The sequence below is a fragment of the Pseudomonas sp. MYb193 genome (assembly GCF_002966775.1).
Taxonomy (GTDB): domain Bacteria; phylum Pseudomonadota; class Gammaproteobacteria; order Pseudomonadales; family Pseudomonadaceae; genus Aquipseudomonas; species Aquipseudomonas paracarnis.
Genome location: NZ_CP023269.1, coordinates 1,633,370 through 1,660,200, shown reverse-complemented (window position 1 = coordinate 1,660,200; position 26,831 = coordinate 1,633,370). Strand labels below are relative to the sequence as shown.

General features: G+C 61.5%; 24 protein-coding genes. 10 read left to right on the top strand and 14 right to left on the bottom strand.

What is annotated here, in order from left to right; genetic code table 11:
• Positions 1–61: 61 nt before the first annotated feature.
• The 3 genes from CLM72_RS07735 (at position 62) to CLM72_RS07725 (ending at position 4,252) form a co-directional block, all read left to right on the top strand.
• The gene (locus CLM72_RS07735; protein WP_105226087.1) at positions 62–601 is read left to right on the top strand and encodes an RNA polymerase sigma factor; all 540 of its coding nucleotides are present in this window, start codon (positions 62–64) and stop codon (positions 599–601) included.
• Positions 598–1,566: a FecR domain-containing protein gene (locus CLM72_RS07730; RefSeq protein ID WP_105226086.1), complete on the top strand. Its 969-nt coding sequence runs from the start codon at positions 598–600 to the stop codon at positions 1,564–1,566. The genes CLM72_RS07735 and CLM72_RS07730 overlap by 4 nt, the downstream gene beginning before the upstream one ends.
• A 127-nt stretch (positions 1,567–1,693) precedes the next feature.
• Complete coding sequence (locus tag CLM72_RS07725) at positions 1,694–4,252, top strand: TonB-dependent receptor (RefSeq protein WP_105226085.1); 2,559 nt, start codon at positions 1,694–1,696, stop codon at positions 4,250–4,252.
• Between the two features lie 539 nt (positions 4,253–4,791).
• On the opposite strand, the gene CLM72_RS07720 is transcribed toward CLM72_RS07725, so the two are convergent.
• The 4 genes from CLM72_RS07720 to CLM72_RS07700 all read right to left on the bottom strand — a co-directional run bounded on the left by CLM72_RS07720 (position 4,792) and on the right by CLM72_RS07700 (position 8,240).
• Entirely contained in the window at positions 4,792–6,009 is a 1,218-nt protein-coding gene (locus CLM72_RS07720) for an SAM-dependent methyltransferase (RefSeq protein WP_105226084.1), read from the bottom strand.
• A gap of 223 nt (positions 6,010–6,232) precedes the next feature.
• Positions 6,233–6,850, bottom strand: a complete 618-nt coding sequence (locus CLM72_RS07710) for a TPM domain-containing protein (protein WP_034126537.1) — start codon at positions 6,848–6,850, stop codon at positions 6,233–6,235.
• 31 nt (positions 6,851–6,881) lie between these two features.
• Positions 6,882–7,610, bottom strand: a complete 729-nt coding sequence (locus CLM72_RS29445) for a YgcG family protein (protein WP_105226082.1) — start codon at positions 7,608–7,610, stop codon at positions 6,882–6,884.
• An 18-nt stretch (positions 7,611–7,628) separates the two neighbouring features.
• Entirely contained in the window at positions 7,629–8,240 is a 612-nt protein-coding gene (locus tag CLM72_RS07700) for a LemA family protein (RefSeq protein WP_014717327.1), read from the bottom strand.
• A gap of 241 nt (positions 8,241–8,481) precedes the next feature.
• On the opposite strand from CLM72_RS07700, the gene bglX reads away from it, so the two are divergent.
• A complete protein-coding gene (gene bglX / locus CLM72_RS07695; protein ID WP_105226081.1) occupies positions 8,482–10,773 on the top strand; it encodes a beta-glucosidase BglX in 2,292 nt (763 codons plus the stop codon).
• 146 nt (positions 10,774–10,919) lie between these two features.
• On the opposite strand, the gene CLM72_RS07690 is transcribed toward bglX, so the two are convergent.
• The 8 genes from CLM72_RS07690 to CLM72_RS07650 all read right to left on the bottom strand — a co-directional run bounded on the left by CLM72_RS07690 (position 10,920) and on the right by CLM72_RS07650 (position 19,319).
• Complete coding sequence (locus CLM72_RS07690; RefSeq protein WP_105226080.1) at positions 10,920–12,077, bottom strand: phosphatidylserine/phosphatidylglycerophosphate/cardiolipin synthase family protein; 1,158 nt, start codon at positions 12,075–12,077, stop codon at positions 10,920–10,922.
• Position 12,078: 1 nt separating this feature from the next.
• Positions 12,079–12,660 (bottom strand): YceI family protein, encoded by a 582-nt coding sequence (locus CLM72_RS07685; RefSeq protein ID WP_105226079.1) that lies wholly within the window; start codon positions 12,658–12,660, stop codon positions 12,079–12,081.
• Between the two features lie 212 nt (positions 12,661–12,872).
• The gene (locus CLM72_RS07680; RefSeq protein ID WP_105226078.1) at positions 12,873–13,631 is read right to left on the bottom strand and encodes a helix-turn-helix domain-containing protein; all 759 of its coding nucleotides are present in this window, start codon (positions 13,629–13,631) and stop codon (positions 12,873–12,875) included.
• 64 nt (positions 13,632–13,695) lie between these two features.
• Positions 13,696–15,138 (bottom strand): amidase, encoded by a 1,443-nt coding sequence (locus CLM72_RS07675; RefSeq protein ID WP_105226077.1) that lies wholly within the window; start codon positions 15,136–15,138, stop codon positions 13,696–13,698.
• Complete coding sequence (locus CLM72_RS07670) at positions 15,135–16,445, bottom strand: citrate-proton symporter (RefSeq protein ID WP_105226076.1); 1,311 nt, start codon at positions 16,443–16,445, stop codon at positions 15,135–15,137. Before CLM72_RS07670 ends, CLM72_RS07675 begins: the two co-directional genes overlap by 4 nt.
• Before the next feature lie 61 nt (positions 16,446–16,506).
• Positions 16,507–17,682, bottom strand: coding sequence for a M20 aminoacylase family protein (locus CLM72_RS07665; protein WP_105226075.1), 1,176 nt, complete (start codon positions 17,680–17,682; stop codon positions 16,507–16,509).
• 252 nt (positions 17,683–17,934) lie between these two features.
• Positions 17,935–18,249: a hypothetical protein gene (locus CLM72_RS07655; protein ID WP_057975645.1), complete on the bottom strand. Its 315-nt coding sequence runs from the start codon at positions 18,247–18,249 to the stop codon at positions 17,935–17,937.
• Positions 18,246–19,319 (bottom strand): serine hydrolase, encoded by a 1,074-nt coding sequence (locus tag CLM72_RS07650; protein WP_105226074.1) that lies wholly within the window; start codon positions 19,317–19,319, stop codon positions 18,246–18,248. Before CLM72_RS07650 ends, CLM72_RS07655 begins: the two co-directional genes overlap by 4 nt.
• Before the next feature lie 184 nt (positions 19,320–19,503).
• Here CLM72_RS07650 and olsB point away from each other — a divergent pair, with 184 nt between their 5' ends.
• Positions 19,504–20,259 (top strand): L-ornithine N(alpha)-acyltransferase, encoded by a 756-nt coding sequence (gene olsB / locus CLM72_RS07645; protein WP_054921975.1) that lies wholly within the window; start codon positions 19,504–19,506, stop codon positions 20,257–20,259.
• The gene (locus CLM72_RS07640) at positions 20,259–21,050 is read left to right on the top strand and encodes a 1-acyl-sn-glycerol-3-phosphate acyltransferase (RefSeq protein WP_105226073.1); all 792 of its coding nucleotides are present in this window, start codon (positions 20,259–20,261) and stop codon (positions 21,048–21,050) included. The genes olsB and CLM72_RS07640 overlap by 1 nt, the downstream gene beginning before the upstream one ends.
• Before the next feature lie 58 nt (positions 21,051–21,108).
• Here the strand turns inward: CLM72_RS07640 and CLM72_RS07635 are convergent, their stop codons facing one another.
• Positions 21,109–21,687: an ACP phosphodiesterase gene (locus CLM72_RS07635; protein ID WP_105226072.1), complete on the bottom strand. Its 579-nt coding sequence runs from the start codon at positions 21,685–21,687 to the stop codon at positions 21,109–21,111.
• Positions 21,688–21,842: 155 nt separating this feature from the next.
• On the opposite strand from CLM72_RS07635, the gene CLM72_RS07630 reads away from it, so the two are divergent.
• From CLM72_RS07630 to CLM72_RS07620, 3 genes are read left to right on the top strand one after another with little or no spacing between them, the layout of a single operon-like run.
• Positions 21,843–22,154, top strand: a complete 312-nt coding sequence (locus CLM72_RS07630; RefSeq protein WP_003189349.1) for a helix-turn-helix transcriptional regulator — start codon at positions 21,843–21,845, stop codon at positions 22,152–22,154.
• 17 nt (positions 22,155–22,171) lie between these two features.
• Positions 22,172–23,338 (top strand): MFS transporter, encoded by a 1,167-nt coding sequence (locus tag CLM72_RS07625; protein WP_105226071.1) that lies wholly within the window; start codon positions 22,172–22,174, stop codon positions 23,336–23,338.
• Between the two features lie 28 nt (positions 23,339–23,366).
• Positions 23,367–24,422 carry an alkene reductase gene (locus CLM72_RS07620; protein ID WP_054921969.1) on the top strand — a complete coding sequence of 352 codons (1,056 nt, stop codon included), beginning with the start codon at positions 23,367–23,369 and terminating at the stop codon, positions 24,420–24,422.
• 361 nt (positions 24,423–24,783) lie between these two features.
• Here the strand turns inward: CLM72_RS07620 and CLM72_RS07615 are convergent, their stop codons facing one another.
• Positions 24,784–25,416 carry a TetR family transcriptional regulator gene (locus CLM72_RS07615; protein ID WP_034125975.1) on the bottom strand — a complete coding sequence of 211 codons (633 nt, stop codon included), beginning with the start codon at positions 25,414–25,416 and terminating at the stop codon, positions 24,784–24,786.
• A gap of 265 nt (positions 25,417–25,681) precedes the next feature.
• Here CLM72_RS07615 and CLM72_RS07610 point away from each other — a divergent pair, with 265 nt between their 5' ends.
• Complete coding sequence (locus CLM72_RS07610; protein ID WP_034125974.1) at positions 25,682–26,830, top strand: efflux RND transporter periplasmic adaptor subunit; 1,149 nt, start codon at positions 25,682–25,684, stop codon at positions 26,828–26,830.
• The last annotated feature ends 1 nt before the right edge of the window (position 26,831 follow it).

Sequence of the window (26,831 nt, the reverse complement as noted above, 5' to 3'; positions counted from 1 at the left end):
ACAATAATTCTCGATATCATTCGCGACTTTTCCACGTCGTACTTCGTCAAGAAGGGTATCCATGTCTCGTCCCCAGCCCGACCCGTCGGCGGCCGATGCCTGTCGCGGGTTTTATGCAGACATTCTGTATTTCCTGCGTAAACGCACGGACAACGCCAGCGACGCGGCGGACATGGCCCAGGATGTGTTTACCCAATGGCTGGGCTACCGCGACCGTGCCAAGGTCGAGCAGCCACGGGCGTTTCTGTTCCAGATGGCGCGCAACCTGCTGCGCGATCACTGGCGCAAACAGAAGGTACGGCAAACCGTCCACCCTGATCACGCCGAAATGGATGCCGAGCCGGTCACCGACGAGCACAACGACCCCATGGCCGCCGCCCTTCGCCTGCAACGCCTGGAACAGTTGAAAGAAGTCCTTGCCGAACTCTCGCCGCGCCGACGAGAAGCCCTTATGCTGCACCGCTTCGAAGGCTTGAGCCAGGCGCAGATAGCAACGCGCATGGGCATCTCCATCAGCATGGTGGAAAAGCACATCGCCTTTGCCCTGCTGCACTGCAAGCGACGTCTTCAACCCGACACCGGCACGGAGCAGCCAGAATGAACCGCCCGAGCGACACAGACGCGCTGGACAGCCAAGCGAGCGATTGCATCGACGCCCAAGCCGCCAGTTGGTTTGCACGCAACCGCAACGAAGCAAGCCGCGCCGACCGTAAAGCCTTTGCCGACTGGCAGGCGGTGCCCGCGCATGCGCGCGCCTATGCCGAATTCGAACAGCTGTGGGCCGATCTCGCCCAGTTGCAACAACTGAACAAACCGTTGGCAATGCCCAAGCGCAAGCCCAGCCTTTGGCGCCCTGCCCTGGCGATGGCCGCCGCCCTACTCTGCGCCTTGCTGGCGACCTCTATCGGCGCACCGCGCGAGCTGTATCACAACCAGGTTGCCACCCATGCCAAGGGCATGCGCACGCTGAATCTGCCAGATGGCAGTACCTTGTATGTGAATGCCAACACCCATATCCGCGTGGACTTCAGCGCCCATCAACGGGTGCTGCACCTGGACAAAGGCCAGTTGTACATCGAAGTGGCCGCCGACAAGGAACGCCCTCTCTACGTGCAGGCCGGCGAGTCGAGCGTACGGGTGGTGGGCACGGCTTTCGATGTGCGCCGTGGGCAGCAGCAATTGGTGGTCAGCGTTGCCCATGGCCAGGTCGCTTTCGCGCCAAATGGCAATAGCCCCGTCACCCTGCTCGGCGCCCAGCAACGGGCCTCATACAACTACGCCAAAGGCACCGTGCAGCCGCAAAGCCTCAGCGCCGAAGAGGTCGCCGATTGGCGCAGCGGGCATTTGTCGTTTCGCAATCGAGAGCTGGCCAGCCTGATCGACGAACTGAGCCTCTACCGCCCACAGGCGCCGTTGCAGGTCAGCAAGGCCGTGGCGCAACTCAAGCTATCGGGCAACCTTGATGTGAGCGACCCGGACGCCCTGCTCAACGCCTTGCCCGTGCTGTTGCCAGTAAAAACCGTGCTCTCGGCGGATGGCATCATGAGAATCGAGCCGAGCAAATAAACGGCAAACACCACACATGAGAATATTTTGCATTCGCATGTGTGGTTTTTTTTGCCTGCCCCGTCTTCCTCCTGTCTGTGTTTGATACGCACACCTTTTTGGCTATTTAGCCGCTCCGGGGGATTTCATGTTTCGCGCGCCTTGCCACGCTTCGCACCTGTTTCTTCGACCGACACTCATGGCTACGTGCCTGGCCTTGAGCCTCAGCGCCGAAGCCGAGTCGTTCAAGCTGCACCTGCCGGCCCAGTCGCTGGCCACGTCCCTGAGCCAGGTGGCCCAGCAAGCGAAAATCCAGCTGCTGTTCGATGAAACCCTGCTCAAGAACGTGCAGGCCCCGGCGCTTGACGGTGACTACACCCCGGAAGTAGCCATCCGCTCCCTACTCATAAAAGGTGAGCTCCACCTGATCAAGGTCGGCAGTACCTATGTGGTGCGCCCAGACGAGGGCAAAACCACCACCGGTGGCGCGATCCAGTTGGACACCCTGAGCGTGATCGGCACCGGCAATGAGGTAAACGCCAGCACCGTCAACCGCTCCACCCTGACCCAGGCCGACATCGACCGTTACCAGTCCAATAACATTCCCAGCCTGTTGCAGACCTTGCCCGGTGTCAGCCAGGGCGGCTCGCTGAAGCCCGGCGGCCAGACCATCAACATCCGTGGTTTCGGCGATGCCGAAGACGTGCCGCTGACCGTTGACGGTGCCACCAAGACAGGCTTTGAGCGTTACCAGCAAGGCACGGTGTTTATCGAGCCCGAGCTGATCAAGCGCATCGAAGTGGAAAAAGGCCCCAACTCGCCGTTCACCGGTAATGGGGGCTTCGGCGGCACGGTCAACATGGTCACCAAGGACGCCCCGGACCTGCTCAAGGACGGCCGCAACAGCGGTGCGATGCTCAAATATGGCTACTCCAGCAACGACCATGAACAGGTCTACAGCAGTGCCGTCTATGGCCGTACCGACGACGGCCGTTTCGATGCGCTGGCCTACCTGACCCAACGCGACGGCGGCGATATGAAGGTGGCCGCCAAATTGCCCAACGACAACAATGAGTACCCGATCAACCCCCAGCGCTTGCCCAACAGCGCCCAGGATGTGGACGGCAAGCTGTTCAAGGTCAACGCGCACTTTACCGATGAGCACAGTGTCGGGCTGTCATACTCGCGCTCCCACAGCAACCGCTGGACCCCGTTTTCCGCCGCCAGCTACCCCACGCCGCCGACCCAGTTCAACATCGACCGCTACGGCTACGAAGGCGCGTTGAAGCGCTTCCTCGCCCACCGTGACACGGTCGACACCACCTGGTCGGGCAAGTATGAATACCAGCCGCTGGACAACCCGCTGGTGGACTTGACCATCAAGTACTCCCAGTCCAACACCGAGCAGACCGATGAGCGTGACGCCACGGCGTTTTTCCAGTTGGCCACCGGCGGGCGCAAGATGGACACCGCCTACACCGACAAGCTCCTGGATATCCGTAACGTCAGCCTGTTTGACACCGGCCCCTTGCAGCATGCCGTGACGGTCGGCGGGCAAATCCGCAAGCACACCCGCGAAACCGAGATGTGGATGCCCGGCGCCACCTACAACACGCCGCGCTACAACTACGGGCACTTCCAGCCGGGCTTCATGCCCCACGGCAAAGTCGATACCAACAGCTTCTTTATCCAGGACGCGGTGACGTTGGGCGACGTGACGATCACGCCGTCGCTGCGCTATGACCATGTGCGCAACCGCGGCGAAGGCAACGATGCGCCCTACTACAACAACCCCAACCCGGCAGTGGGTCACGACTACAGCGACCGCACCTACACTGGCTGGTCACCACGCCTGGCGCTGTTCTGGACCGTGACGCCGAATGTGGGGCTGTTCGCCAACTGGAGCCAGACCTGGCGCGCGCCGGTGATCGACGAACAATACGAAGTGCAGGGCCTGGGCAGTCGCACCGCCACCAGCGTCGACCTGGACCCGGAGCGCATCACCTCGATCACCCTGGGCAACATCACCAGCTTCGATAACCTGATCGCCCAGGACGATAACCTGCAACTGCGCACTACCCTGTTCCACAACAAAGTCGAAGACGAGATCTTCAAGGCCACCGGCGTGGGCTGCCAGAACCAGGCTGTCAATGGCGGCAGCATCGCTTCAGCTTGCCCGCCTGGGCCGATGTCCAACTACCGCAATATCGGCAGCCTGACCATCAAGGGCGTTGAGCTCGAATCGATCTACAACTCCACCTACCTGTTTGGCTCGGTGTCGTTCGCCTATGCCAAGGGCCAGCACCAAGGCGCCTACACCAATCCCTGGGGCCCGGACGTAGCCGCGCGGGATATTCCGCCGACCAAATGGGTGCTGGTACTGGGTACCCACATCCCGGCCTGGGATGCACAGGTGGGCTGGATGGGCCAATTCATCGGCGCCACCGACCGCCTGCCCAGCGACAAATACTCTGGCGGCCCGGGCTCCAGCATCGGCGACGTGTTCTACGACCAGTACGGCAACAAGCGCTACAACACCCAGGGCCTGTTCGCCAAATGGACACCGCAGCAGGCATATCTCAAAGGCACCGAGGTGAACTTCACGGTGGACAACCTGTTCAACAAAAACTTCCGCCCAGCCTTGAGCGGCGACCGGGCCTACACGAAAGGGCGTGATGCGAAGATCAGCGTGACGCGGTTCTTCTAAGCACACACACATTCCAAATGTGGGAGCTGGCTTGCCTGCGATAGCCATAAGTATCTACACAACGCTGTAACGGTCGACGGTAACCACGATGCGAAGCGAGTCGCTTTTGATCTTGATCTGCTTTTGATCTTAGGCGCCCCGTTAAACCACGCTGGCCGGAATTCGCCAGTGATTTGGGGGGTAAACCGGCAGGGATGCCGGTTTAGCCGCCCCGCGCCATGGATGGCGCGTGGCGGCGGCCCCCCAAATCACTGGCGGATTACGGGTACACCGAGCCTAGGCGAGGTGCCGAGTGGTGGGGCAAGAGCCCTTTTGGTTACTTTTGGGGCTCTTTTCCAAAAGTGACCCGCTGTCAGAGCGGAACCCTAAGTGGCCGTTACCGCAGGAATAGATATGCACTCGGTATAACAGCGTAGGCTTTCCAGGCCGCCATCGCAGGCAAGCCAGCTCCCACAATTTGATCGCGGGGCGTCAGGTAGATATGCGCTGGCCGCCAGGGCCGTCACGGGAGCAAGCTCCCATAGGGAACCGCGCCCATTTCAGGCCAGGTAGCCATCCCCGCGCAAAAGGGTTTCCAGGCAGTGTTCGGTGATGTGATAAAACGCCTTGAGCTCCTGGATTTTTGCCAATAACTGCGCGTTGTCCACAGGCTCGGCACGTTTGACCGCCAGGATCATCTTGTTCTTGTTGGTGTGTTCCAGCGAGATGAACTCGAACACCTTGGTCTCATAGCCACAGGCTTCAAGGAACAATGCGCGCAGGCTGTCGGTGACCATTTCCGCCTGCTGGCCCAGGTGCAGGCCGTATTGCAGCATCGGCTTGAGCAGCACCGGGCTCTGGATCTGCAGACGGATCTGTTTGTGGCAGCACGGCGAGCACATGATGATCGACGCACCGGAACGGATGCCGGTGTGGATCGCGTAGTCGGTGGCGATGTCGCAGGCATGCAAGGCAATCATCACGTCCAGCTCACTGGGCGCCACGCTGCGCACATCGCCGCATTTGAACACCAGCCCCGGGTGCTCCAGGCGTGCGGCGGCGCTGTTGCAGAGGGTGACCATGTCTTCACGCAACTCGACACCGGTGACCTCGCCCTCGGCCTTGAGGGTATTGCGCAGGTAATCGTGAATGGCGAAGGTCAGGTAGCCCTTGCCCGAGCCGAAATCGGCGACACGCACCGGGCGGTCGAGCTGCAACGGCGACGACGTCAGCGCATGACTGAACACTTCGATGAACTTGTTGATCTGCTTCCACTTGCGCGACATCGAGGGGATCAGCGCCTGCTTGGCGTCGGTCACGCCCAGGTCGGCGAGAAACGGCCGGCTCAGGTCGAGGAAGCGATTTTTTTCACGGTTATGCTCGGCCGAAGGCGCTTCGCGCAGTTGCTGCGGTTTGCTTTTGAACAGCGAACTTTTGTTCTTCTTGCTGTATTCCAACTGGGCTTCGTCGGTCAGCGCCAGCAAGTGCGCGTTCTTGAACGAGCTGGGCAACAGCTCGCCGATCGCCGCCACGCCGTCGGCCAAGGGGAAGTTCTTGGTGATGTCGCGGGTCTTGTAGCGATAGACGAACGACAGGCATGGCTGGTCCTTGACCACCACCGGCTTGATGATCAGCCGCTGCAACTCGGCTTCCTCACCAACGTACTTGGCCATCACCAGCTTGATAAAAGCGTTCTGGGCCAAGCTTGCGCTCAACAGTTCGATGAACTGGGCATGATGATCCGGCGCAGGGCGGGCAGGTTGAGCGGTGACGGACATGAACAAAAACGCCTCGGGTAAAGAATGCCGGGCATTTTAGGCGGGATGGGGGTTCAGGGCACGGGGTTATTTGATCAACGGTAATTGAATTGGACAACCTCGAACACCCTGTGGGAGCGGGCTTGCTCGCGAAGGCGGTGTATCAGTCAAATACAACGGGGACTGAAACACCGCCTTCGCGAGCAAGCCCGCTCCCACAATTTTTCGGTTTAGGGTGTTCCAGTTATTCGAGTACGACCAGGCGATTGGGCAGTTCGTTGCGGGTTTGGGTAACGGGCACATGCACCTTGAGCAACTCGCCACAAGCTTCAACGCAGGCGATGAACCCAGCCAGCGTCTGCCCCTGTTTAACTTGCTGGGTAAACGCCTGGACAATAGCGTCCCAATTGCTGTCATCCAAGCGCTTGGAAATCCCGTCATCCACCAGGATCTCCACATAACGCTCGGCCTCGCTGACAAAAATCAGCACCCCGGTGCTGCCCACCGTGTGGTGCAGGTTCTGCTCCAGAAACTGCCGCCGCGCCAGGTTGGAGGCACGCCAGTGGCGTACCGAACGCGGAATCAGCCGGGTAGTGACCTTAGGCAAACGGAACACCAGGCACAGCACAATGAACGTCGCCCACTGCGCCACCAGCAAGGTGTACATGGTCAGGTAGCCCGACAGGTAATGCACCACGCCCGGCACCACCAACGCGATCAAGCTCGCCCACAGCAACGGAATATAGGCGTAGTCGTCGGCGCGCGCCGCCAGCACAGTGACCAACTCCGCGTCGGTGGTTTTCTCGACCCGGGCGATCGCTTCGGCGACTTGGCGCTGCTCGTGTTCCGTCAGTAATGCCATGGTTGTAGATACTCTATTCTCGTTATTGTCATTACCAACTGCCCGAAGCCCCGCCACCGCCAAAACCACCACCGCCGCCGCGGAAACCACCGCCACCGCCGCCCCCACCGCCGCCGCGCCCGCTGCTGTTGAGAATCGCCAGCAGGATAGCGCCCACCGGCAAGCCCATGCGATTGCACAGCCACAGCACGCCGATCAGCAGAATAAACAGGCCGATGGAAAACCCGGGATTATCCATGGCGAAGTTCGCATCCGCCACATGGGCCGGCACCGCCAAGGGCTCACCGCCCACCACCTGGATCATCGCGGCCACGCCGTCGCTGATGCCCTGGCTGAAATTGCCGGCCTTGAACTTGGGCAGGATCACCTGGTTGATGATCACCCAGGATTGCGCATCCGTCAGCACGTCTTCCAGGCCATACCCGACTTCGATGCGCAATTGGCGGTCATCACGGGAGACGATCAACAGCGCGCCGTTGTCCTTGCCCTTCTGGCCAATGCCCCACTGGCGGCCCAATTGATAACCGTAGTCCTCAATAGGCACGCCTTGCAGGTCGGGCACGGTGACCACCACCAACTGGTCGCCCGAGGTTTGCTCCAGCGTCTGCAATTGCTGGGTCAGTTGCTCGCGCACCGCCGGGTCGATCATCTGCGCGCTGTCCACCACCCGCCCGGTCAGCGCCGGGAAGGTCAGCGCCGCCTGGGCAACGCCCACGCAGGCCAACAGCCACAGCGCCAGGCCTATCCGTAATAAACGCATCGACACCTCAGTGCAGCCTTATTTGAACTTCACTTGCGGCGCTTTATCGGCATCGGCGCTGGTGGCTTCAAACGTGGCGCGGATCGGCAAGTCGCTGTACATCACGCTGTGCCACAGGCGGCCCGGGAAGGTGCGGATCTCAGTGTTGTAAGCCTGTACGGCCTGGATAAAGTCACGGCGAGACACAGCGATACGGTTCTCGGTGCCTTCAAGTTGCGATTGCAAGGCCAGGAAGTTCTGGTTGGCCTTCAGGTCCGGGTAACGCTCGGACACCACCATCAAACGGCTGAGTGCGCCGCTCAGGCCATCCTGGGCTTGCTGGAACTGCTTGAGTTTTTCGGGGTTGTCCAGGGTGCTGGCATCCACCTGGATCGAGGTGGCCTTGGCCCGCGCTTCAATCACCGCGGTAAGGGTTTCCTGTTCGTGGGCGGCATACGCCTTCACCGTTTCCACCAGGTTGGGGATCAGATCGGCACGGCGCTGGTACTGGTTCTGCACCTGGCCCCAGGCGGCCTTGGCCTGTTCGTCCAGGGTCGGGATGTTGTTGATGCCGCAACCGCTCAGCACGCTGCTGATCAGTAACAGCGCCGCAGCCTTGAAGCCCCAGCGATAAGTGTGTGCTGCTTGCATAGTGTTTCTCCTGCCCGATCTGATGGAATTTGACGACTAACCCTATAAACCACGCGCTTGGGGCATAATCCGCCACCACTGGAATGCTTCGAGCCAATCAGCTACAAAGATGCCCAGCGCGAAAAAGAGTTCAGAGTGTGCTGCATTTATCTGAACAACACCCGAACAACAATAGACGTTCCCCACATTTTGGCCGACAGCATCTCTTTGAATGCTGCGCAGTCGCCGAAAAAGGATATTCATGAAAAAGCTGTGTTTGCTCGGCCTTGTTGCCACTCTGGCCAGCCACCCCGTATGGGCAGAAACAAAGCCTGCTGCGCTTAACGACAAGGACGCCTTCGTCAGCGACCTGCTCAAGCAAATGACCCTGGATGAGAAGATCGGCCAATTGCGCCTGATCAGTATCGGCCCGGAAATGCCCCGCGAGATGATCCGCAAGGAAATCGCCGCCGGCCGCATCGGTGGCACGTTCAACTCCATCACCCGCCCGGAAAACCGTCCGATGCAGGACGCGGCCATGCGCAGCCGCTTGAAGATCCCGATGTTCTTCGCCTATGACGTGATCCACGGCCACCGCACCATTTTCCCGATCAGCCTGGCCCTGGCCTCCAGCTGGGACATGGACGCCATTGGCCGCTCCGGGCGCATCGCCGCCCAGGAAGCCGCCGCCGACAGCCTCGACATCACGTTTGCACCAATGGTCGATATCTCCCGCGACCCGCGCTGGGGCCGCACTTCCGAAGGTTTCGGTGAAGACACCTACCTGGTGTCACGCATTGCCGAAGTGATGGTCAAGGCGTTCCAGGGCACCAGCCCCGCGAATGCCGACAGCCTCATGGCCAGCGTCAAGCACTTCGCCCTCTATGGTGCGGTGGAAGGCGGGCGCGACTACAACGTGGTCGACATGAGCCCGGTCAAGATGTACCAGGACTACCTGCCGCCTTACCACGCGGCGATCAAGGCCGGCTCCGGCGGCGTGATGGTCGCACTCAACTCGATCAACGGCGTGCCTGCCACGGCCAACACCTGGCTGATGAACGACCTGCTGCGCAAGGACTGGGGCTTCAAGGGCCTGACCGTCAGCGACCACGGTGCGATCTTCGAGCTGATCAAGCACGGCGTGGCCAAGGACGGGCGTGAAGCCGCCAAGCTGGCGATCAAGGCCGGCATCGACATGAGCATGAACGACTCGCTGTACGGCAAGGAATTGCCGGGGCTGCTCAAGTCCGGCGAAATCCAGCAGAGCGACATCGACAACGCCGTGCGCGAAGTGCTCGGCGCCAAGTACGACATGGGCCTGTTCAAGGACCCGTACCTGCGCATCGGCAAGGCCGAGGATGACCCGGCCGACACCTACGCCGACAGCCGCCTGCACCGTGCCGAGGCCCGCGACATTGCGCGCCGCAGCCTGGTGTTGCTGAAAAACCACAACGACACCCTGCCGCTGAAAAAATCCGCGACTATTGCCCTGGTCGGCCCGCTGGCCAAGGCACCCATCGACATGATGGGCAGTTGGGCTGCTGCCGGCCGGCCTGCGCAATCGGTGACCCTGCTCGACGGCATGAACGCCGTGATCGGTGAAAAAGGCAAAGTGATCTATGCCCGTGGCGCCAACATCACCGGCGACAAAGCGGTGCTCGACTACCTCAACTTCCTCAACTTCGATGCCCCGGAAGTGGTGGATGACCCGCGCCCTGCCCAGGTGCTGATTGATGAAGCGGTGAAGGCGGCGAACAACGCCGACGTTATCGTCGCGGCGGTGGGCGAGTCCCGTGGCATGTCCCACGAATCGTCGAGCCGTACCGATCTGAACATCCCGCAAAGCCAGCGCGACTTGATCAAGGCCCTCAAAGCCACCGGCAAACCGCTGGTGCTGGTGTTGATGAACGGCCGTCCGCTGTCGATTCTCGAAGAGAACCAACAGGCCGACGCGATCCTGGAAACCTGGTTCGCAGGTACCGAAGGCGGCAACGCCATCGCCGACGTGCTGTTCGGTGACTACAACCCATCGGGCAAGCTGCCGATCACCTTCCCTCGTTCGGTGGGGCAGATTCCGACCTACTACAACCACCTGACCATCGGCCGGCCATTCACCCCAGGCAAGCCGGGCAACTACACCTCGCAGTACTTCGATGACACCACCGGCCCCCTGTTTCCGTTTGGCTATGGCCTGAGCTACACCACGTTCAGCCTGTCGGACATGGCACTGTCGTCCACCACGCTGAACAAGACCGGCAAGCTCGATGCCAGCGTCACCGTGAAGAACACTGGCAAGGTCGATGGCGAAACGGTTGTGCAGTTGTATATCCAGGACGTGGCCGGTTCGATGATCCGCCCGATCAAGGAGCTGAAGAACTTCCAGAAGATCATGCTCAAGGCTGGCGAAGCGCGCACGTTGCACTTCACCATCACCGAGGACGACCTGAAGTTCTACAACGCCCAGCTCAAGTTCGCGGCGGAACCGGGCGAGTTCAATGTGCAGATCGGGTTGGATTCCCAGGATGTGCAGCAGCAGACGTTTGAACTGCTCTGATCTGAAGCTGTAAACACGGTCTGGGTGGGAGCTGGCTTTTGTGGGAGCTGGCTTGCCTGCGATACAGGCACCTCGGTTTGTCAGGTGTACCGAGGTGATGCTATCGCAGGCAAGCCAGCTCCCACATTGGACTTGAGGTGGCCCGACTAGCCGCGCCGATCCAGCAGATTGACCACCAACCGATCAATCCAGCCCCACACCCGCTGCTTCACCCGCCGCCACAATGGCCGCGCCTTCCATGCCTCCAGACTCACCGCCTGGCTTTGGGCAAAGTCCGCTTCGAAACTGCCCACCACCGCTGCCGTCAACTGCGGGTCCAGCGCTTCCAGGTTGGCTTCCAGGTTGAAGCGCAGATTCCAGTGGTCGAAATTGCACGAGCCAATGCTCACCCAATCATCCACCAGCACCATCTTCAGGTGCAGGAAACACGGCTGGTATTCGAAGATCTGCACGCCTGAGCGCAGCAGGCGCGGGTAATAACGGTGCCCGGCGTAACGCACCGACGGGTGATCGGTGCGCGGGCCGGTGAGCAGCAAACGTACGTCCACACCGCGCCCTGCCGCCCGGCGCAAGGCGCGGCGCACGCTCCAGGTTGGCAGGAAGTACGGGGTCGCCAGCCAGATACGCCCCTTGCTGCTGTTCAAAGCACGAATCAACGATTGCAGGATGTCACGGTGCTGACGCGCATCGGCATACGCCACGCGGCCCAGCCCCGGCCCGGTGGCGGGCACCTTGGGCAAACGAGGCAAACCAAAGTGGGTAGCCGGTTTCCATTCACGGCGCGCGGCGTTAGCATGCCATTGCCGATCGAACAGGGCCTGCCAGTCCAGCACCAGCGGGCCGCTGATCTGCACCATCACTTCATGCCAGTCGGCGGTGTCTTGCCCCGGCGTCCAGAACTCGTCGGTGACACCGGTGCCGCCGACCACCGCAATGCGCTGGTCGATCAGCAGTAGCTTTCGATGGTCGCGATACAGGTTGCGCATCCAGCGCCGCCAATTCAGGCGGTTGTAAAAGCGCAGCGCCACGCCGGCATCGGTCAAGCGCTTGCGCAGCCCCAGGGTAAACGCCAGGCTGCCGTAATCGTCGAACAGGCAACGCACCTGCACGCCGCGTTCGGCGGCCAGCACCAGGGCCTGCACCATGGCCTCGGCGCAGGCCCCTGCTTCGACCAGGTATAACTCAAGGTCAACCTGCTGCTCGGCCCGGGCGATACCTACCAGCATCTCGGGGAAGAAGTTCGGCCCGTCGATCAGCAATTCGAATTGATTGGCGCTGCGCCACGGGAACACCGCGCCGCTCATGTCAGCGCGCCGTGAAGATCAGCACCGCACCCACCGGCACCGACAAACTGATCGACTTGAGCCCTGCCGCCTTGCGCAAGGTCGCCACACCGGGCGCCAGGTCGAAATCTTCGGCATGCAGCACCACGGGCTCCAGGGTTACCACCTGGAAACGCCGCTCATCCAGGCGCGTGGCCAGCAGTTCGGCGCTGTAGGTCTGGGTCTTGCCGTGCAGCGTAACGCTCAAGGGCAAGCGCAATTCCAACTGCGCGCCGGACGCCAGGTCATTGATGGGCTGCAGATTGATCTGTGCGCTGATCTGCGCTTCGGGGAAGGTCTTGATCTCGAACAGCTCTTTACGCATGCGCTCGTCGCGCAGCGGAATACCGCTGTTGATTGAGTCCAGCTCCACTTCCAGCCGAGCCGCGCCTTTGGCGTCGACTTTGCCGTGCAGCACCAGGAAGCGCTGGACTTCGGCAATCTCGGTGTTTTTGGTGGTGACGAAAGACAGGCGCGAGGATTCGTTATCCAGGTACCAATCGGCGTGGGCGGGCACTGCTGCGCAGGTCAGCAGCGTGAAGACCAGAGGTTTGACATTGAACATAAAGACTCATGGGGCAAAAAACCTGGGCGAACCTTAAGCGCAATCTCACAACCGGCGCAAATTCAATGTGGGAGCTGGCTTGCTGTGGCGAGGGAGCTTGCTCCCGTTCGACAGCGCAGCTGGAGCCGGCTTTTTGGGGGCGCTACGCACCCCAGCGGGAGCAAGCTCCCTCGCCACAAAAGCCAGCTGCCACAGGTTTTTTGCTGCGTTTTTCAAACCAGCGTTCGCTGCACTTCGCAGATCGTTTCTTCAAGGCTGCCCATATGCAAATTCAACACCCGCTCCACCGGCGCCTGATGCATCGGCCAATGCAGCGCCATGCTCCCCACCAATCGGCCATTGGCGCGCACCGGCAAGGCCACCGCCCGGATCAGGAACGGCAAACGCACCGGGTATTCCCAGTAGCCCTCGGTACGCTGTCCGAAGCCCTGGTGCTGGGTTTGCTCGCATGCGCGATAGTGCTCGTCTGCCGCCACATGATTGCGGCCTGCCAGGCGCTGTACTTCGTCAGCCGGCAATTGCGTCAGGCAAGCTTTGCCCATCGCCGAGTGGAACAGGCTGGCGTACTGGCCGACGATCTGGCAGTTGTTCGGGTACAGCTTGCGTAACACGCTGGGAATCGCACTCTCCATGACCTCCAGGCGCTCGCCATCGAAGCACGACAAGTCCACCACCAGCCCGGTGCGCTCGCTGAGCTCCAGCAACCAAGGGGCGGAGCTCTCCACCACCTGGCGCTTGAAGCGTTGCTGGGTATCGCCGAACAAACGCCGGGCACGCAGGCGGTAACGCCGATCGCTCAGGCCGCGGTAGACCCACCCCTGTTCCTGCAAGGTCAGCAACATGCGCGACACCGTGGCCTTGGGCAGCTGCGTGAGGTAGTGCAGTTCTTCCAGCCCCAGGGCCTGGTGCTCGCCCAGCAACTCGACGATTGCCAGAGCGCGCTCAACCGAGCGTACGGTGCCTGTCTCCATGTTCGATCTCCCTGTTGCCGGTGGATGATCTTTTTTCACAGCAAGATACAGGCCCGGTCAGCGCTCAACGGGGCGTTGCAAGGCACGCCGGCGGCTGGCGTTGCACCCATTGGGTCAGCTGTTCATGGGCGTAGGCCAATTGCAGCACGGCGCTGTCGGCCTGGGCCGGGCCAATGATTTGCAGGCCCATGGGCAAACCCTGGGGGTTGAAGCCCACCGGGATGCTCATGCTCGGCAAACCGGCGAGGGTCGGGCCGATCACCACCTCCATCCAGCGGTGATAAGTGTCCATTTCGCGCCCGCCAACGAGGCGTGGCCAAGGCTGTTGTGCATCGAAAGGGAACACCTGGGCGGTGGGCAACAGCAGGAAATCGTAACGTTCGAACAGCTTGCCCAAAGCGCGGTACCACTCACTGCGGTCCACCGACGCCTGGTAAACCTGCTGGGCACTCAAGCCCTGGCCGCCCTCCACTTCCCATTGCGCTTCGGGCTTGAGCAGCGCGCGTTTTTGCGGGTTGGCGTAGGCCGCGCCGAGGTTGCCGTGCACCAGCCAATGGCGGTGTACCAACCAGCAGCGCCACAGGCGCGCCATGGAAAAGTCCGGTTGGCAGCTGTGCACTTCACAGCCCAACCTGGCGAAATCATCCAGCGCCGCTTCGCACAGGCTCATCACGCCATCATCCATCGGCAGATAACCGTTGTAGTCCCCCAGCCAACCGAGGCGTGCGCCGTTGAAGTCGCGTTGCAACGGCTGGCCCAGCACAGCGGGATCGTCCCTGGATGACAACGGCGCCCGGGGATCGTAACCGGACTGAATGCTCAGCAACCGCGCCACATCCATTACGCTGCGCCCCATCGGGCCTTCGGTGCCCAATTGCTGCACGAACAGTTCCGGCATCGGCCCGTGAGGCACCCGCCCCTGGGAGGGGCGCAAGCCGAACACGTTGTTGAACGCCGCCGGGTTGCGCAGCGAGCCCATCATGTCGCTGCCGTCGGCCACCGGCAGCATGCGTAGCGCCAGGGCCACCGCCGCTCCGCCACTGCTACCGCCCGCCGCCAGGCGTGGGTCATAGGCATTGCCGGTGGTGCCAAACAGCGTGTTGTAGGTGTGAGAGCCCAGGCCGAACTCCGGCACGTTGGTCTTGCCAATGATGATCGCACCACTGGCCCGCACCCGCGCCACGCTGATGGCGTCTTCGTTCGGTACATGCTCGGCGAACAGCGGTGAGCCCAGGGTGGTGCGCAAACCCTGGGTGGCCGCCAGGTCCTTGATGGCCTGGGGCATGCCATGCATCCAGCCACGGGAATGGCTCCGGTCCAACTCACGATCACAGGCTCTCGCCTCGGCCAGCACGGCCTCGCTTTCGCGCAACGACACCAGCGCATTCACGCCAGGGTTAAAGCGCTGGATCTGCGCCAGGTACGCCTGCATCACCTCTTCGCACGACACCTGCCGCCCATGAATGGCCCGCGACAGCTCAGTGGCATCCCAATCAACAATACTCAAGGCTTCACCTCTCTGGAAAACGGCAGCGGCTTGCTCGCCCGGGGTGCCTCGCGCATGCAGTAAGTGCCCAGCAGCGTCAGCACGCACGCAAACAATACATAGAACGAGGGCGCCACCGGCGTGCCCAGCACCTTGCTCAGCCAGGTCACGATCAACGGCGCGAAACCACCGAACACCATTACCGCCACGTTATAGGCCACCGACACGCCGGTCGAGCGCACCTCGATAGGGAACTGTTCGGCCAATGCCGTCGGCGCGGGCCCGAAGAACCCGCCAATCGCCGTGCACAACATCACCTGCATCACCAGCAGGCGCTCGATGGACGGCGCAGCGGCTACCCACACATACAACGGGTAGACCATCACGAAGAACGCCAGGGTGAAGGCCATCAACACCGGTCGCCGTCCCAACCGATCCGAGAGCAGGCCGGACAAGGGGATCACCACGGTCATCAGCGCCACCGCAAACATCTGCACCATCAGCACCTGGTCCAGCGGCAGGCCGAGGTTCTTGTGGGCGAAGGTCGGCATGTTCACCAGCACCACGTAGAACGAGACCGTCGCCCCGCAGGCCAGGCCCATGGACACCAGGATGCTGCGCCGATGGTCACGCAGCACTTGCATGAGGCTCGGCGCCGGGCCGGTGGCGTTTTTACGCGCCTGGATAAACTCTTCCGGGTCTTCCATGTGCCGACGAATCCATAACCCCACCGGGCCGATCAGCAAGCCCAGCACAAACGGCAGGCGCCAGCCCCACAGGTCGAGGGTTTCAGGCGAAAAGAAATGCGTGACCAACGCCACCATCGCCGCCCCGCCGAACACCGCCAGGCACTGCCCCACCAATTGCCAGGAGCCATACAAGCCCTTGCGATGGGCAGGTGCGCTCTCCACCAGAAATGCCGTGGCGCTGGCATATTCACCGCCGGTGGCAAACCCCTGAAGCATCCGCGCCACCACAATCAGCAACGGCGCACCCATGCCGATGGCGGCGTAGTTCGGCGCGAAGGCGATCAGCGCAATGGACACGGTCATTAGCCGGATAATCAACTGCATCGCGGCTTTGCGGCCTTTGCGATCGGCATAGATGCCCAACAGGATGCCGCCCACCGGACGCATGAAAAAGCCCACGCCAAAGGTGGCCAGGGCCATCAGTAGCGACGCGTATTCGTCTTCCGAGGGGAAGAACTGCCGGGCGATGATGCTGGCGAGAAAGCCGTAGACGATAAAGTCATACCATTCCAGCGCGTTGCCGATCACGGCCGCCACCACTTGGCGGGTGCGGGAAACGCCAGGCTTTGAAGTCTGCATGAGGAACACTCCATTCAACCGATATAGGGAAAGGGTCCAGCGGCAGAAAAAGATGAGGTCGTCAGGCAGGCTTGAGCCAGCTCTCGGCCAGCGCGCCCCAGTAGGCTGCGCCGGTCAGCAGGATGTCGTCGTTGAAGTCATAGGCGGGGTTGTGCACCATCGGTCGCGACACGCCGTTGCCGATAAACAGGTAACTGCCGGGGCAGCGTTGCAGCATCCAGGCGAAGTCTTCGCTGCCCATCAGCGTGCGGGTGTTGCCATCCACAGCGTCGGCACCGAGCAAGGCCACACCGACCTGGCGGGCGAATTCGGTTTCTTCGGCGTGGTTGACCAGCACCGGGTAGGCCGGCCGGTGTTCGATCTGCACGGTGCAGCCGAAGCTGGCGGCCTGGGTCTGGATGATCGCGTTGACCCGTTCCAGCATTTGTTCACGCACCTTGGGGTTGAGTGCGCGCAGGCTCAGGCGCAACAGGGCTTGCTGGGGAATCACATTGGCGGCTTGCCCTGCTTGAAGGGCGCCGACCGTGACCACGGCAGCTTCCTGGGTGTCGATATTGCGCGCTACCACCGTTTGCAAGGCCATGACCATGCTCGCCGCCGCCACTAGCGGGTCCACGGTCAAATGCGGCATCGAGCCGTGACCACCTACGCCTTCGAGCGTCACGGTGAGCAGGTCCTGGGAGGCCATCATCGGCCCCACCCTCAAGCCCAGATGTCCAGCCGGCAAGCCTGGCATATTGTGCATCCCGAACAACCCGTCGCAGGGGAAGCGCTCCAGCAGTCCGTCCGCCAGCATCGCCTCGGCGCCGCCCTGGCCTTCTTCGGCGGGTTGGAAAATCAGGTTCAAAGTGCCGTCGAATTGCCGCGTCGCCGCCAAGTAACGCGCGGCGCCGAGCAACATGGTGGTGTGGCCGTCATGGCCGCAGGCGTGCATGCAGCCGGCATGTTGGCTGGTGTAGGCCGCGCCGGTGTTTTCGATGATGGGCAAGGCGTCCATGTCGGCGCGAATCCCCAACGTGCGCGAGCTGTTGCCGTTACGCAGCACGCCGACCACACCGGTCTTGCCGATACCGGTGTGCACCTCGTAGCCCCACTCCCTGAGTGACTGTGCGACCAGCGCTGAGGTGCGGTTCTCTTCAAAGCCGAGTTCGGGATGGGCGTGGATATCGTGACGCACAGCGTGCAAGTCGCTGGCAACGTCGCTGAGCCAATCCAGGATGTGCTGGTGCGGACGCATGGTGATTCTCCTCACAGGCGGGTGGTCCCGTTCTTGTTGGCGACACATCGACAGCTAAGCGCGATGTGCGCGTGAGGACAATCAAAGGTGGTTCCACTCTGTGGAACCTCAGGGCCGGTTCCGAGAACCCACGCAGATAATCTAAATGTGGGAGCTGGCTTGCCTGCGATGGCGGCGGCACAGGCACCAGTGATGTTGGCTGACCTGGCGCTATCGCAGGCAAGCCAGCTCCCACAGGGGAATTTGGGTGTGTCAGGGGTTGAGGCGGCAGCCTTGACGGTCGCCCAACCACCGCGCCGTGTGCGTACGCCCTAAACCGCTTGCCGTGACTTCACTGCGTTCCGGAGAGTCAGTGAACGCACTGGTTGGCACGTACTGCTTCACATACCCCAGGCAATACTGCGCCGGGTTGTTGGCCACATACCGGCACGAGCAGTACTCCTTGGCGGTGTACGCCGCGATGATGTCGGGGAAGGCTTGCAGGTTGACGCGCTCATGCCAAACCCAGCCGAACAATGCGAAAAGCAACACCAGTAAAACGCTGATGAACGGATGGCGTCGAATCATGAGCGCACCGCCGCCAGCACGCGTTTGAGCAGTTCGTTATGTCGGTAACTGCCATCCCGATCATCGCCGTAACGCACGATCACCAGGTGTTCGTCGGGCAGCACAAACAGCGCCTGGCCCCAGTGCCCCAGCGCGGCGAAGGTAGTGGCCGGTGCGTCGGGCCAGGGTTGGGGGGCGCCGGTGTTGAGCCACCAATGGCCGCCCGGCACGGCTTCATCCTGGCCGGCTTTGTAGCGGTCGAAGGGCCGGCGGTTGAAGGCGACCCAGTCCTTGGGCAGCAGTTGCCGCTCCTGCCAGCGTCCATCCCGCGCCATCAGTAGCCCTACTCGTGCCAGATCCCGGGCCGTGAGGTAGGCATAGGACGACGCGACAAACGTCTCATCGGCGTCGGTTTCCCAGGTTGCGTCGCGAATGCCCAAGGGCTGGAACAGCGCGTCCCACGGGTAGGTCATGTAGGCCTTGAGGCCGAGCATGCCCTTGAGCGCGGCGGACAGGATAGTGCTGTCGCCACTGGAATAACGGAAAGCCTGGCCAGGGACGGCGACCGCCTCGGTATCCGCTGCGAATTGCGCCATGTCGGTGTGGCCACGGGTGTAGAGCATCGCCACCACCGAAGATTTCAACGGGGCGTACTCGTAGTCTTCCTGCCAGTCCAACCCGGAGGCCCAGTGCAGCAGGTCGGCCATGCTCACTGTGGGGTGCTGCTTCATCGGCGGGTAGAAACGTGCGGCGGGGTCGTTGAGTTTGAAGCGGCCTTGCCCATAGGCCACGCCCAACACGGTAGCCATCAGGCTTTTGCTCACCGACCAGGTCAGGTGCGGTGTGCTGGCAGTGGTGGGCGCGGCGTAGCGTTCATAGATGATTTCGCCATCCCGAATGACCAGCAACGCATCGGTGCGAATACCGTTGCGGGTGGCATCGTCACGGGGTGGGAAAGCGTATGCGTCCAGGGCATCGACAGCGGGACCGGTGAGGGCTGTGCCCACGACCCACTCCTTTTCAGGCCAGATTTCAGCGCGAGCATTCACGGCGACAAACAGCAGGGCAACGCACAACAGGCCTCGGACCATGGACGCAAACTCAAGGGGGCATTCAAGCCCGCGAGCCTAGCTCACGCCAGTGACAGATTTGCGACAAGGGGTCTGTCATCCAACCGTCACCGTAACTTCATGGAGCTGACACCGAGGCTACATAGCCTGACTTTGGACAACAAAGTCGACTGGCCGCAACCTGGCCGGCACCCGGAGACTCGCTATGACTCAGATCGCCCGCATCAGCGACAAAGGCAATGAACGCCGTCTGCAAGCCGAACGCCTGGTAGGCACACAGGCATTGCAGGAAGCCCAGGCCCTGCGGTTCAACGTGTTCAGCGGCGAGTTCAACGCCAAGCTGAAAGGCGCGGAACTGGGTCTGGACATGGATGACTATGATGTTCACTGCAGCCATATCGGCGTGCGGGATTTGAACAGCGGTCGACTCGTCGCGACTACCCGTCTGCTCGACCACCAGGCCGCCAGCACCCTGGGCCGGTTCTACAGTGAAGAAGAATTCAGCCTGCATGGCCTGCTGCACTTGCAGGGCCCGATCCTGGAGATTGGCCGCACCTGCGTCGACCCGGCCTATCGCAATGGCGGCACCATCGCGGTGTTATGGGGCGAGTTGGCCGAAGTGCTCAACCAGGGCGGCTACAGCTACCTGATGGGCTGCGCGAGCATCCCGATGCACGATGGCGGCATCCAGGCCCACGCGATCATGCAGCGCTTGCGCGAGCGCTACCTGTGCAACGAACACCTGCGCGCCGAACCGAAAAAACCACTGCCGGCCCTGGACCTGCCGTCCAACGTCATCGCCGAAATGCCGCCGCTGCTCAAGGCCTACATGCGCCTGGGCGCGAAGATCTGCGGCGAGCCGTGCTGGGATGAAGACTTCCAGGTAGCAGACGTGTTTATCCTGCTCAAGCGCGACGAGTTGTGCCCGCGTTACGCGCGCCACTTCAAGGCGGCCATGTGATGAACCGCCTGCGCATTTACGGGCGCATCGCCCGCGTGCTGTTGGTGGTGGGGCTGGGGTTGAGCATGGCCAGTGTGTTTGGCCTGTTCGAGCGCCTGGGCGTGGCTAACTCGATGGTGCGGCGCCAGCGTTGGTCGCGCTTCTTTATGGCGCGACTGACCAACGCCCTGCCCTTTCGCGTGACGGTGCATGGCGAGTTGCCGCAAACGCCGATGCTGTGGGTGAGCAATCATGTGTCGTGGACGGATATTCCGTTGCTGGGCATGGTGGCGCCGATGTCGTTTTTGTCCAAGGCCGAGGTGCGCACCTGGCCGGTGGCCGGCTGGCTGGCGGCCAAGGCTGGCAGCCTGTTTATTCGTCGCGGATCAGGTGACAGCCAACTGATCCGCAAGCAAATGACCCGTCATCTGGAGCAACAGCACCCCTTGCTGATGTTCCCCGAAGGCACCACCACCGACGGGCGCGGCCTGCGCACATTCCACGGGCGCTTGCTGGCCAGCGCGATCGATGCGGATGTGTCACTGCAGCCAGTAGCGATTCGGTATCTGCGCGACGGCCAAGTCGACCCGCTGGCGCCCTTCATTGGCGATGATGATTTGCTCTCGCACCTGATGCGCTTGTTTTCCAATGATCAGGGCGATGTAGAGATTCATGTGCTCAAACCGATTGCCTGCGCCGGTCAGGAACGTGCGGCATTGGCGTATCAGGCGCAGCAGGCGGTGCAGAAGGCGCTATTCGGCCCGGTGCCGGAAACTGAGCAAGTGGCCGCTCGGCCTGCATTCGCAGCCTGAAGCAATGTGAACTCAATCCAAATGTGGGGGCAGGCAAGCCAGCTCCCACATTCAGATCTCATGTAGTCAGTTGAGATTGTGCAAATTTCTGCAACTCTGGGTAGAACAGTCGAAAGTCCTCACTCAACGGCTCATACAAAACCCGCAACTCCTGCATCGCATACCCCAGTTCCTCGGGCTGTGTCAGCCGCCGCGAAATCCCGCGCAGCACCTGCTCCATCACCGCAAACTCGCGGTACGAGCCCAACCAATCATCCGCCGCCATGTACGGCGCGATCTGCGCCAGCCGCCCCGGCAACGCGGGTTCAGCCGCCAACACCCGATACACCTGCGACGTGAAACGCTCCAGAGACTGGTCGGCATACAGCGCCCAATCCCGCGCCAGACAATGGTCGAAAAACACATCGAGGACGATCCCGGCATAGCGCCTGCGGGTCAGACTGAAGCGCGACAACGCCTCGCCCACCAGCGGATGGCTATCGGTAAAGCGGTCGATGGAGCGATGCAACTGGATCGCCGCTTCGATTTGCGGGCTGAACTGGCCCTGCAGGCGGCCTTTGACGAAGTCACCATAAAGGCTACCCAGCAATTGCGCAGGAAGTTGGCCGCCCAGGTGCAGATGTGCGAGATAATTCATGCCGCGCAGTCTACCACTGCCACCCGCATATCGTTATAACCCGATATACCGATTCGACCTGGCCTCAGATCAAAATCATATTGGTATATCGGGATATTACGATCTAAAGTTCGCCTTATCGCGATATAACGCTTTACGACACCGAGCAACCTGCCATGTCCATCGACCTCGACGAAATAATAAAAGCCCTGGCGCACCCAGTACGACGAGACATCCTCACCTGGCTCAAAGACCCGAAAGTGCAGTTCCCCGAGCAATTGCACAACCACGAATACGGCATCTGCGCCGGGCAGATCGACCAGCGCTGCGGCTTGTCCCAGTCGACCGTGTCGGCGCACCTGGCCACCTTGCAACGGGCGGGGTTGATCAGCAGCCAGAAGGCCGGGCAGTGGCACTTTTTCAAGCGCAACGAGGAAGTGATCCAAGCCTTTCTCACTGCGCTCATTACCGAACTCAGCGCACCGTAATCATCAAGGACACGCCCATGCCCCTCTCGCTACTCATACTGGCCCTGAGCGCCTTCGCCATCGGCACCACCGAGTTCGTCATCATGGGCTTGCTGCCCGATGTGGCGACGGACCTGGGTGTGTCGATTCCCGGCGCCGGCTGGCTGGTCACCGGCTACGCCCTGGGCGTGGCCATCGGCGCACCGTTCATGGCACTGGCCACAGCCAGGCTGCCACGCAAGGCGGCGCTGGTAGCGTTGATGGGTATTTTCATTATCGGCAATCTGCTCTGTGCCCTGGCAAGCGACTACAACGTGCTGATGTTTGCCCGTGTGGTGACAGCGTTGTGCCACGGTGCCTTCTTCGGTATTGGCTCGGTGGTGGCGGCCAACCTGGTGCCGGCCAACAAACGTGCGTCGGCCGTGGCGCTGATGTTTACTGGGTTGACCCTGGCGAACGTGCTGGGCGTGCCCCTGGGTACGGCGCTGGGCCAGGAAGCCGGCTGGCGCTCCACCTTCTGGGCCGTGACCGTGATTGGCGTGATTGCCTTGATCGGCCTCATTCGCTTCCTGCCCGCCAAGCGTGACGAAGAAAAACTCGACATGCGCGCCGAACTGGCCGCCCTCAAGGGTGCCGGTATCTGGCTGTCGCTGAGCATGACCGCGCTGTTTGCCGCGTCCATGTTCACCCTCTTTACCTACGTCGCGCCGCTGCTGGGCGATGTGACCGGCGTGTCGCCCAAGGGCGTGACCTGGACACTGCTGCTGATCGGCCTGGGGCTCACGGTGGGCAACATCATCGGCGGCAAACTGGCGGACAAGCGCCTGGCGGCCACCTTGATCGGCGTGTTCATCAGCATGGCGGTGGTTTCCACGGTGCTGAGCTGGACCAGCGTTGCGGTGATACCGACTGAAATCACCCTGTTCCTGTGGGCCACCGCCTCGTTCGCCGCCGTGCCGGCGCTGCAAATCAACGTGGTGACCTTCGGCAAGGCCGCGCCGAACCTGGTATCCACCCTGAACATCGGTGCCTTCAACATTGGCAACGCCCTCGGCGCCTGGGTCGGCGGCAGCGTGATTGCACACGGCTTCGGCCTGACCAGCGTGCCCCTGGCCGCTGCAGCACTGGCGATTCTCGCGCTGCTGGTGACCCTCATCACTTTCCGTCAGGGCGGCAACGCCGGCCTGGCCCCCGCGACCAACTGATCAACTTGAAAGAGAAGGTGTTTTTTCCATGACGACTATTTTCGATCCGATCACACTGGGCGACGTGCAACTGTCGAACCGCATCATCATGGCGCCGCTGACCCGCTGCCGCGCAGACGCCGGGCGGGTGCCCAACGCGCTGATGGCCGAGTACTACGTGCAACGCGCCTCCGCCGGGCTGATCCTCAGCGAAGCCACTTCCGTGACACCGATGGGCGTGGGCTACCCGGACACCCCCGGCATCTGGTCCAACGACCAGGTGCGCGGCTGGGCCAACATTACCAAGGCCGTGCACGGCGCGGGCGGCAAGATCTTTCTGCAGTTGTGGCACGTCGGCCGGATTTCCCACGAGTCCTACCTGAACGGCGAAACTCCGGTGGCCCCGAGTGCAGTCCAGGCTAAAGGCCACGTCAGCCTGGTTCGCCCGCTGGCCGACTACCCTACCCCGCGCGCCCTGGAAACCGCTGAAATCGCCGACATCGTCGACGCTTACCGCACCGGCGCCGAGAACGCCAAGGCCGCCGGTTTCGACGGCGTGGAAATCCACGGCGCCAACGGCTACCTGCTCGACCAGTTCCTGCAAAGCAGCACCAACCAGCGCACCGACCAGTACGGCGGCTCTTTGGAAAACCGTGCGCGCCTGTTGCTGGAAGTCACCGACGCCGCCATCGAAGTGTGGGGCGCCGGCCGCGTGGGCGTGCACCTGGCACCGCGTGCTGATGCTCATGACATGGGCGACGACAACCTCGCCGAGACCTTCACCTACGTCGCCAGCGAACTGGGCAAACGCGGCATCGCCTTCATCTGCTCCCGCGAAAAAGAAGGTGCGGATAGCCTCGGCCCACAGCTGAAAAAAGCCTTCGGCGGCGTATACATCGCCAACGAACGCTTCACCAAAGACAGCGCCAATGCCTGGCTGGCGGCGGGCAAGGCGGATGCAGTGGCCTTTGGTATTCCTTTTATCGCCAACCCGGACCTGCCGGCGCGACTGAAGGCCGATGCGCCGTTGAACGAGCCGCACCCTGAGACTTTCTATGGCAAAGGCCCGGTGGGTTACATCGACTACCCGACGCTGCCGATCTAACGTACCCCGCAAACCCAATGCTGTAGGAGCGAGCTTGCTCGCGAGAAACTAACAGGCGCCGCGTTCACTCAGGAAGCACGCGTTATCGTTGACGTTTTTCGCGAGCAAGCTCGCTCCTACAGTGTCAGGAGCAAGTCCCCTCCCACATTTGTGCCTGTCTGTAGCCCCCCTGGAAACATCGCTTCACAGAACGGCAACAATATCGCTACAAAATACTTAGCCGGCTACCTATCAACCGCCCGCCAGGCCGTATATAAAGTCACCCCACAAATCAGCCAGAAGGACGATTGACCGTCCTTAGGCTTTACTGTTGACACAACGGGTTGCAATTACGCATTTTGTTTCAATTACGCATTTTGTTTCAATTGCGCAGGCTGGGGCTCAGGCGCAGCATGTCCAGCCCTATATCAGCCCAGCGCTCGGCGTCCTGGTGCAGTTCAAAGCTATCGGGGACCAGCAGCCACTGGCCGATCAAACCGTGGATAAAGGCATGAATGCAGACAGCCCCACGAGTGGTGTCGAGATTTTCAGGCAGTTGCCCGCGATGAACCGCGTTACGCAACGTCAGGCTGATACGCAGGTTGCATTCCAGGCTGTGGGTCTGGCGTTGGCGGCGCATGTCACACATTTCATCGGTGAACTCGCACTTATGAAACAGAATCTCGTTGATGCGCCGGGTTTTCGGGTCCAGGGCCACTTCATGGTAGAGATGAATCAGCAGCTTGCGCATACAGCCCAGCGGGTCGACTTCATCCTCGCTTTCACTCGCCCGGGCCAATTCGTCCAGGGGTTCGTGCAGCGTGTCGAGCAAGGCCTGGAGCAAATCGGACTTATTGCTGAAATGCCAATAGATAGCCCCACGCGTCACGCCCGCCAGAGCGGCGATGTCCGCCAGGGTGGTACGCGCTACGCCACGCTCATAAAAGGCTTGCTCGGCGGCTTGGAGAATCTGGCTGCGCGTTTCCTGAGCTTCCTCTTTGGTGCGACGAACCATGGCAGTAAAACCTCAATCGGGACACTGTGGACGGTACTTGACCGTCATCTGAATAATTGTGGGACGACGCCGTCATGGGCGCCGAACGTACTAGAATCGAGGCTTGCGGCGGTGCTTTGTCAACATTGCGCGAAGCCTGTCAAGAGTTTACAAACAACCATGAACGTAAGTATATTGCGTAGCAAGCTACTTATCCACTCACGGCTTGTTTTTTACCCTTCCACACTTCTTGTGCGCACTCTGCGCGCCTGACCCGAGGATCTTCATGCAACTTAAGCCAGCTGTTACCGCTCTGGTCACTGCCGTCGCCCTGGCATCGCTGCTCAGCGGATGTAAAAAGGAAGAAGCGGCACCGCCCGCTCAAACCCCTCAGGTCGGCGTGGTCACCATTCAACCGCAAGCCTATACCCTGACCACCGAGCTGCCAGGCCGCACCACGGCCTTTCGCATCGCGGAAGTCCGGCCTCAGGTCAACGGCATCATTCTCAAGCGCCTGTTCAAGGAAGGCGCCGACGTGAAGGAAGGGCAACAGCTCTACCAGATCGACCCGTCGGTGTATGAAGCCACGCTCAAAAGCGCACAAGCGAGCCTGACCCAGACCAAATCCATCACCGATCGCTACAAGCAATTGGTCGATGAACAAGCCGTCAGCCGTCAGGAATACGACACCGCCGTTGCCAACCGCATGACTGCCGAGGCAAACGTTCAAACCGCCCAGATCAACGTGCGCTATACCAAGGTGTACGCGCCGATCTCCGGGCGTATTGGCCGTTCTTCGGTCACCGAAGGCGCACTGGTCAGCAATGGCCAGGCCGACGCCATGGCGGTGATCCAGCAACTGGACCCGATCTACGTCGACGTCACGCAATCTTCAGCTGAAATGCTCAAGCTGCGTCGCGACCTGGCCAGCGGCCAACTGGAAAAAGCCGGCGACAACGCTGCCAAGGTCAAGCTGACCCTGGAAGACGGCACGGCCTACGCCCAGGACGGCAAGCTGGAGTTCTCCGAAGTGTCGGTCGACCAGACCACCGGTTCCGTGACCCTGCGTGCCGTGTTCCCCAACCCTGACCACGTGCTGCTGCCGGGCATGTTCGTACACGCCCAGTTGCTGGCCGGTGTGAACAGCAAGGCCATCCTGGCTCCGCAACAAGGCGTGACCCGTGACCTGCGTGGCATTCCGACAGCGCTGATCGTGAACAAGGACAACAAGGTCGAGCAACGCGAACTGGTTGCCAACCGTACCGCCGGGGCCTACTGGCTGGTGGAAAAAGGCCTCAATGCCGGTGACCGCGTCATCACCGAAGGCTTGCAGTACGTCAAGCCAGGCGCCGAGGTGAAGGTCACGGAAGCCTCCAACGCTAAACCCGCCGGTACTGCCGCAGCGCCTGCTGCCGCTGCTGGTCAAGGGGAGTAAT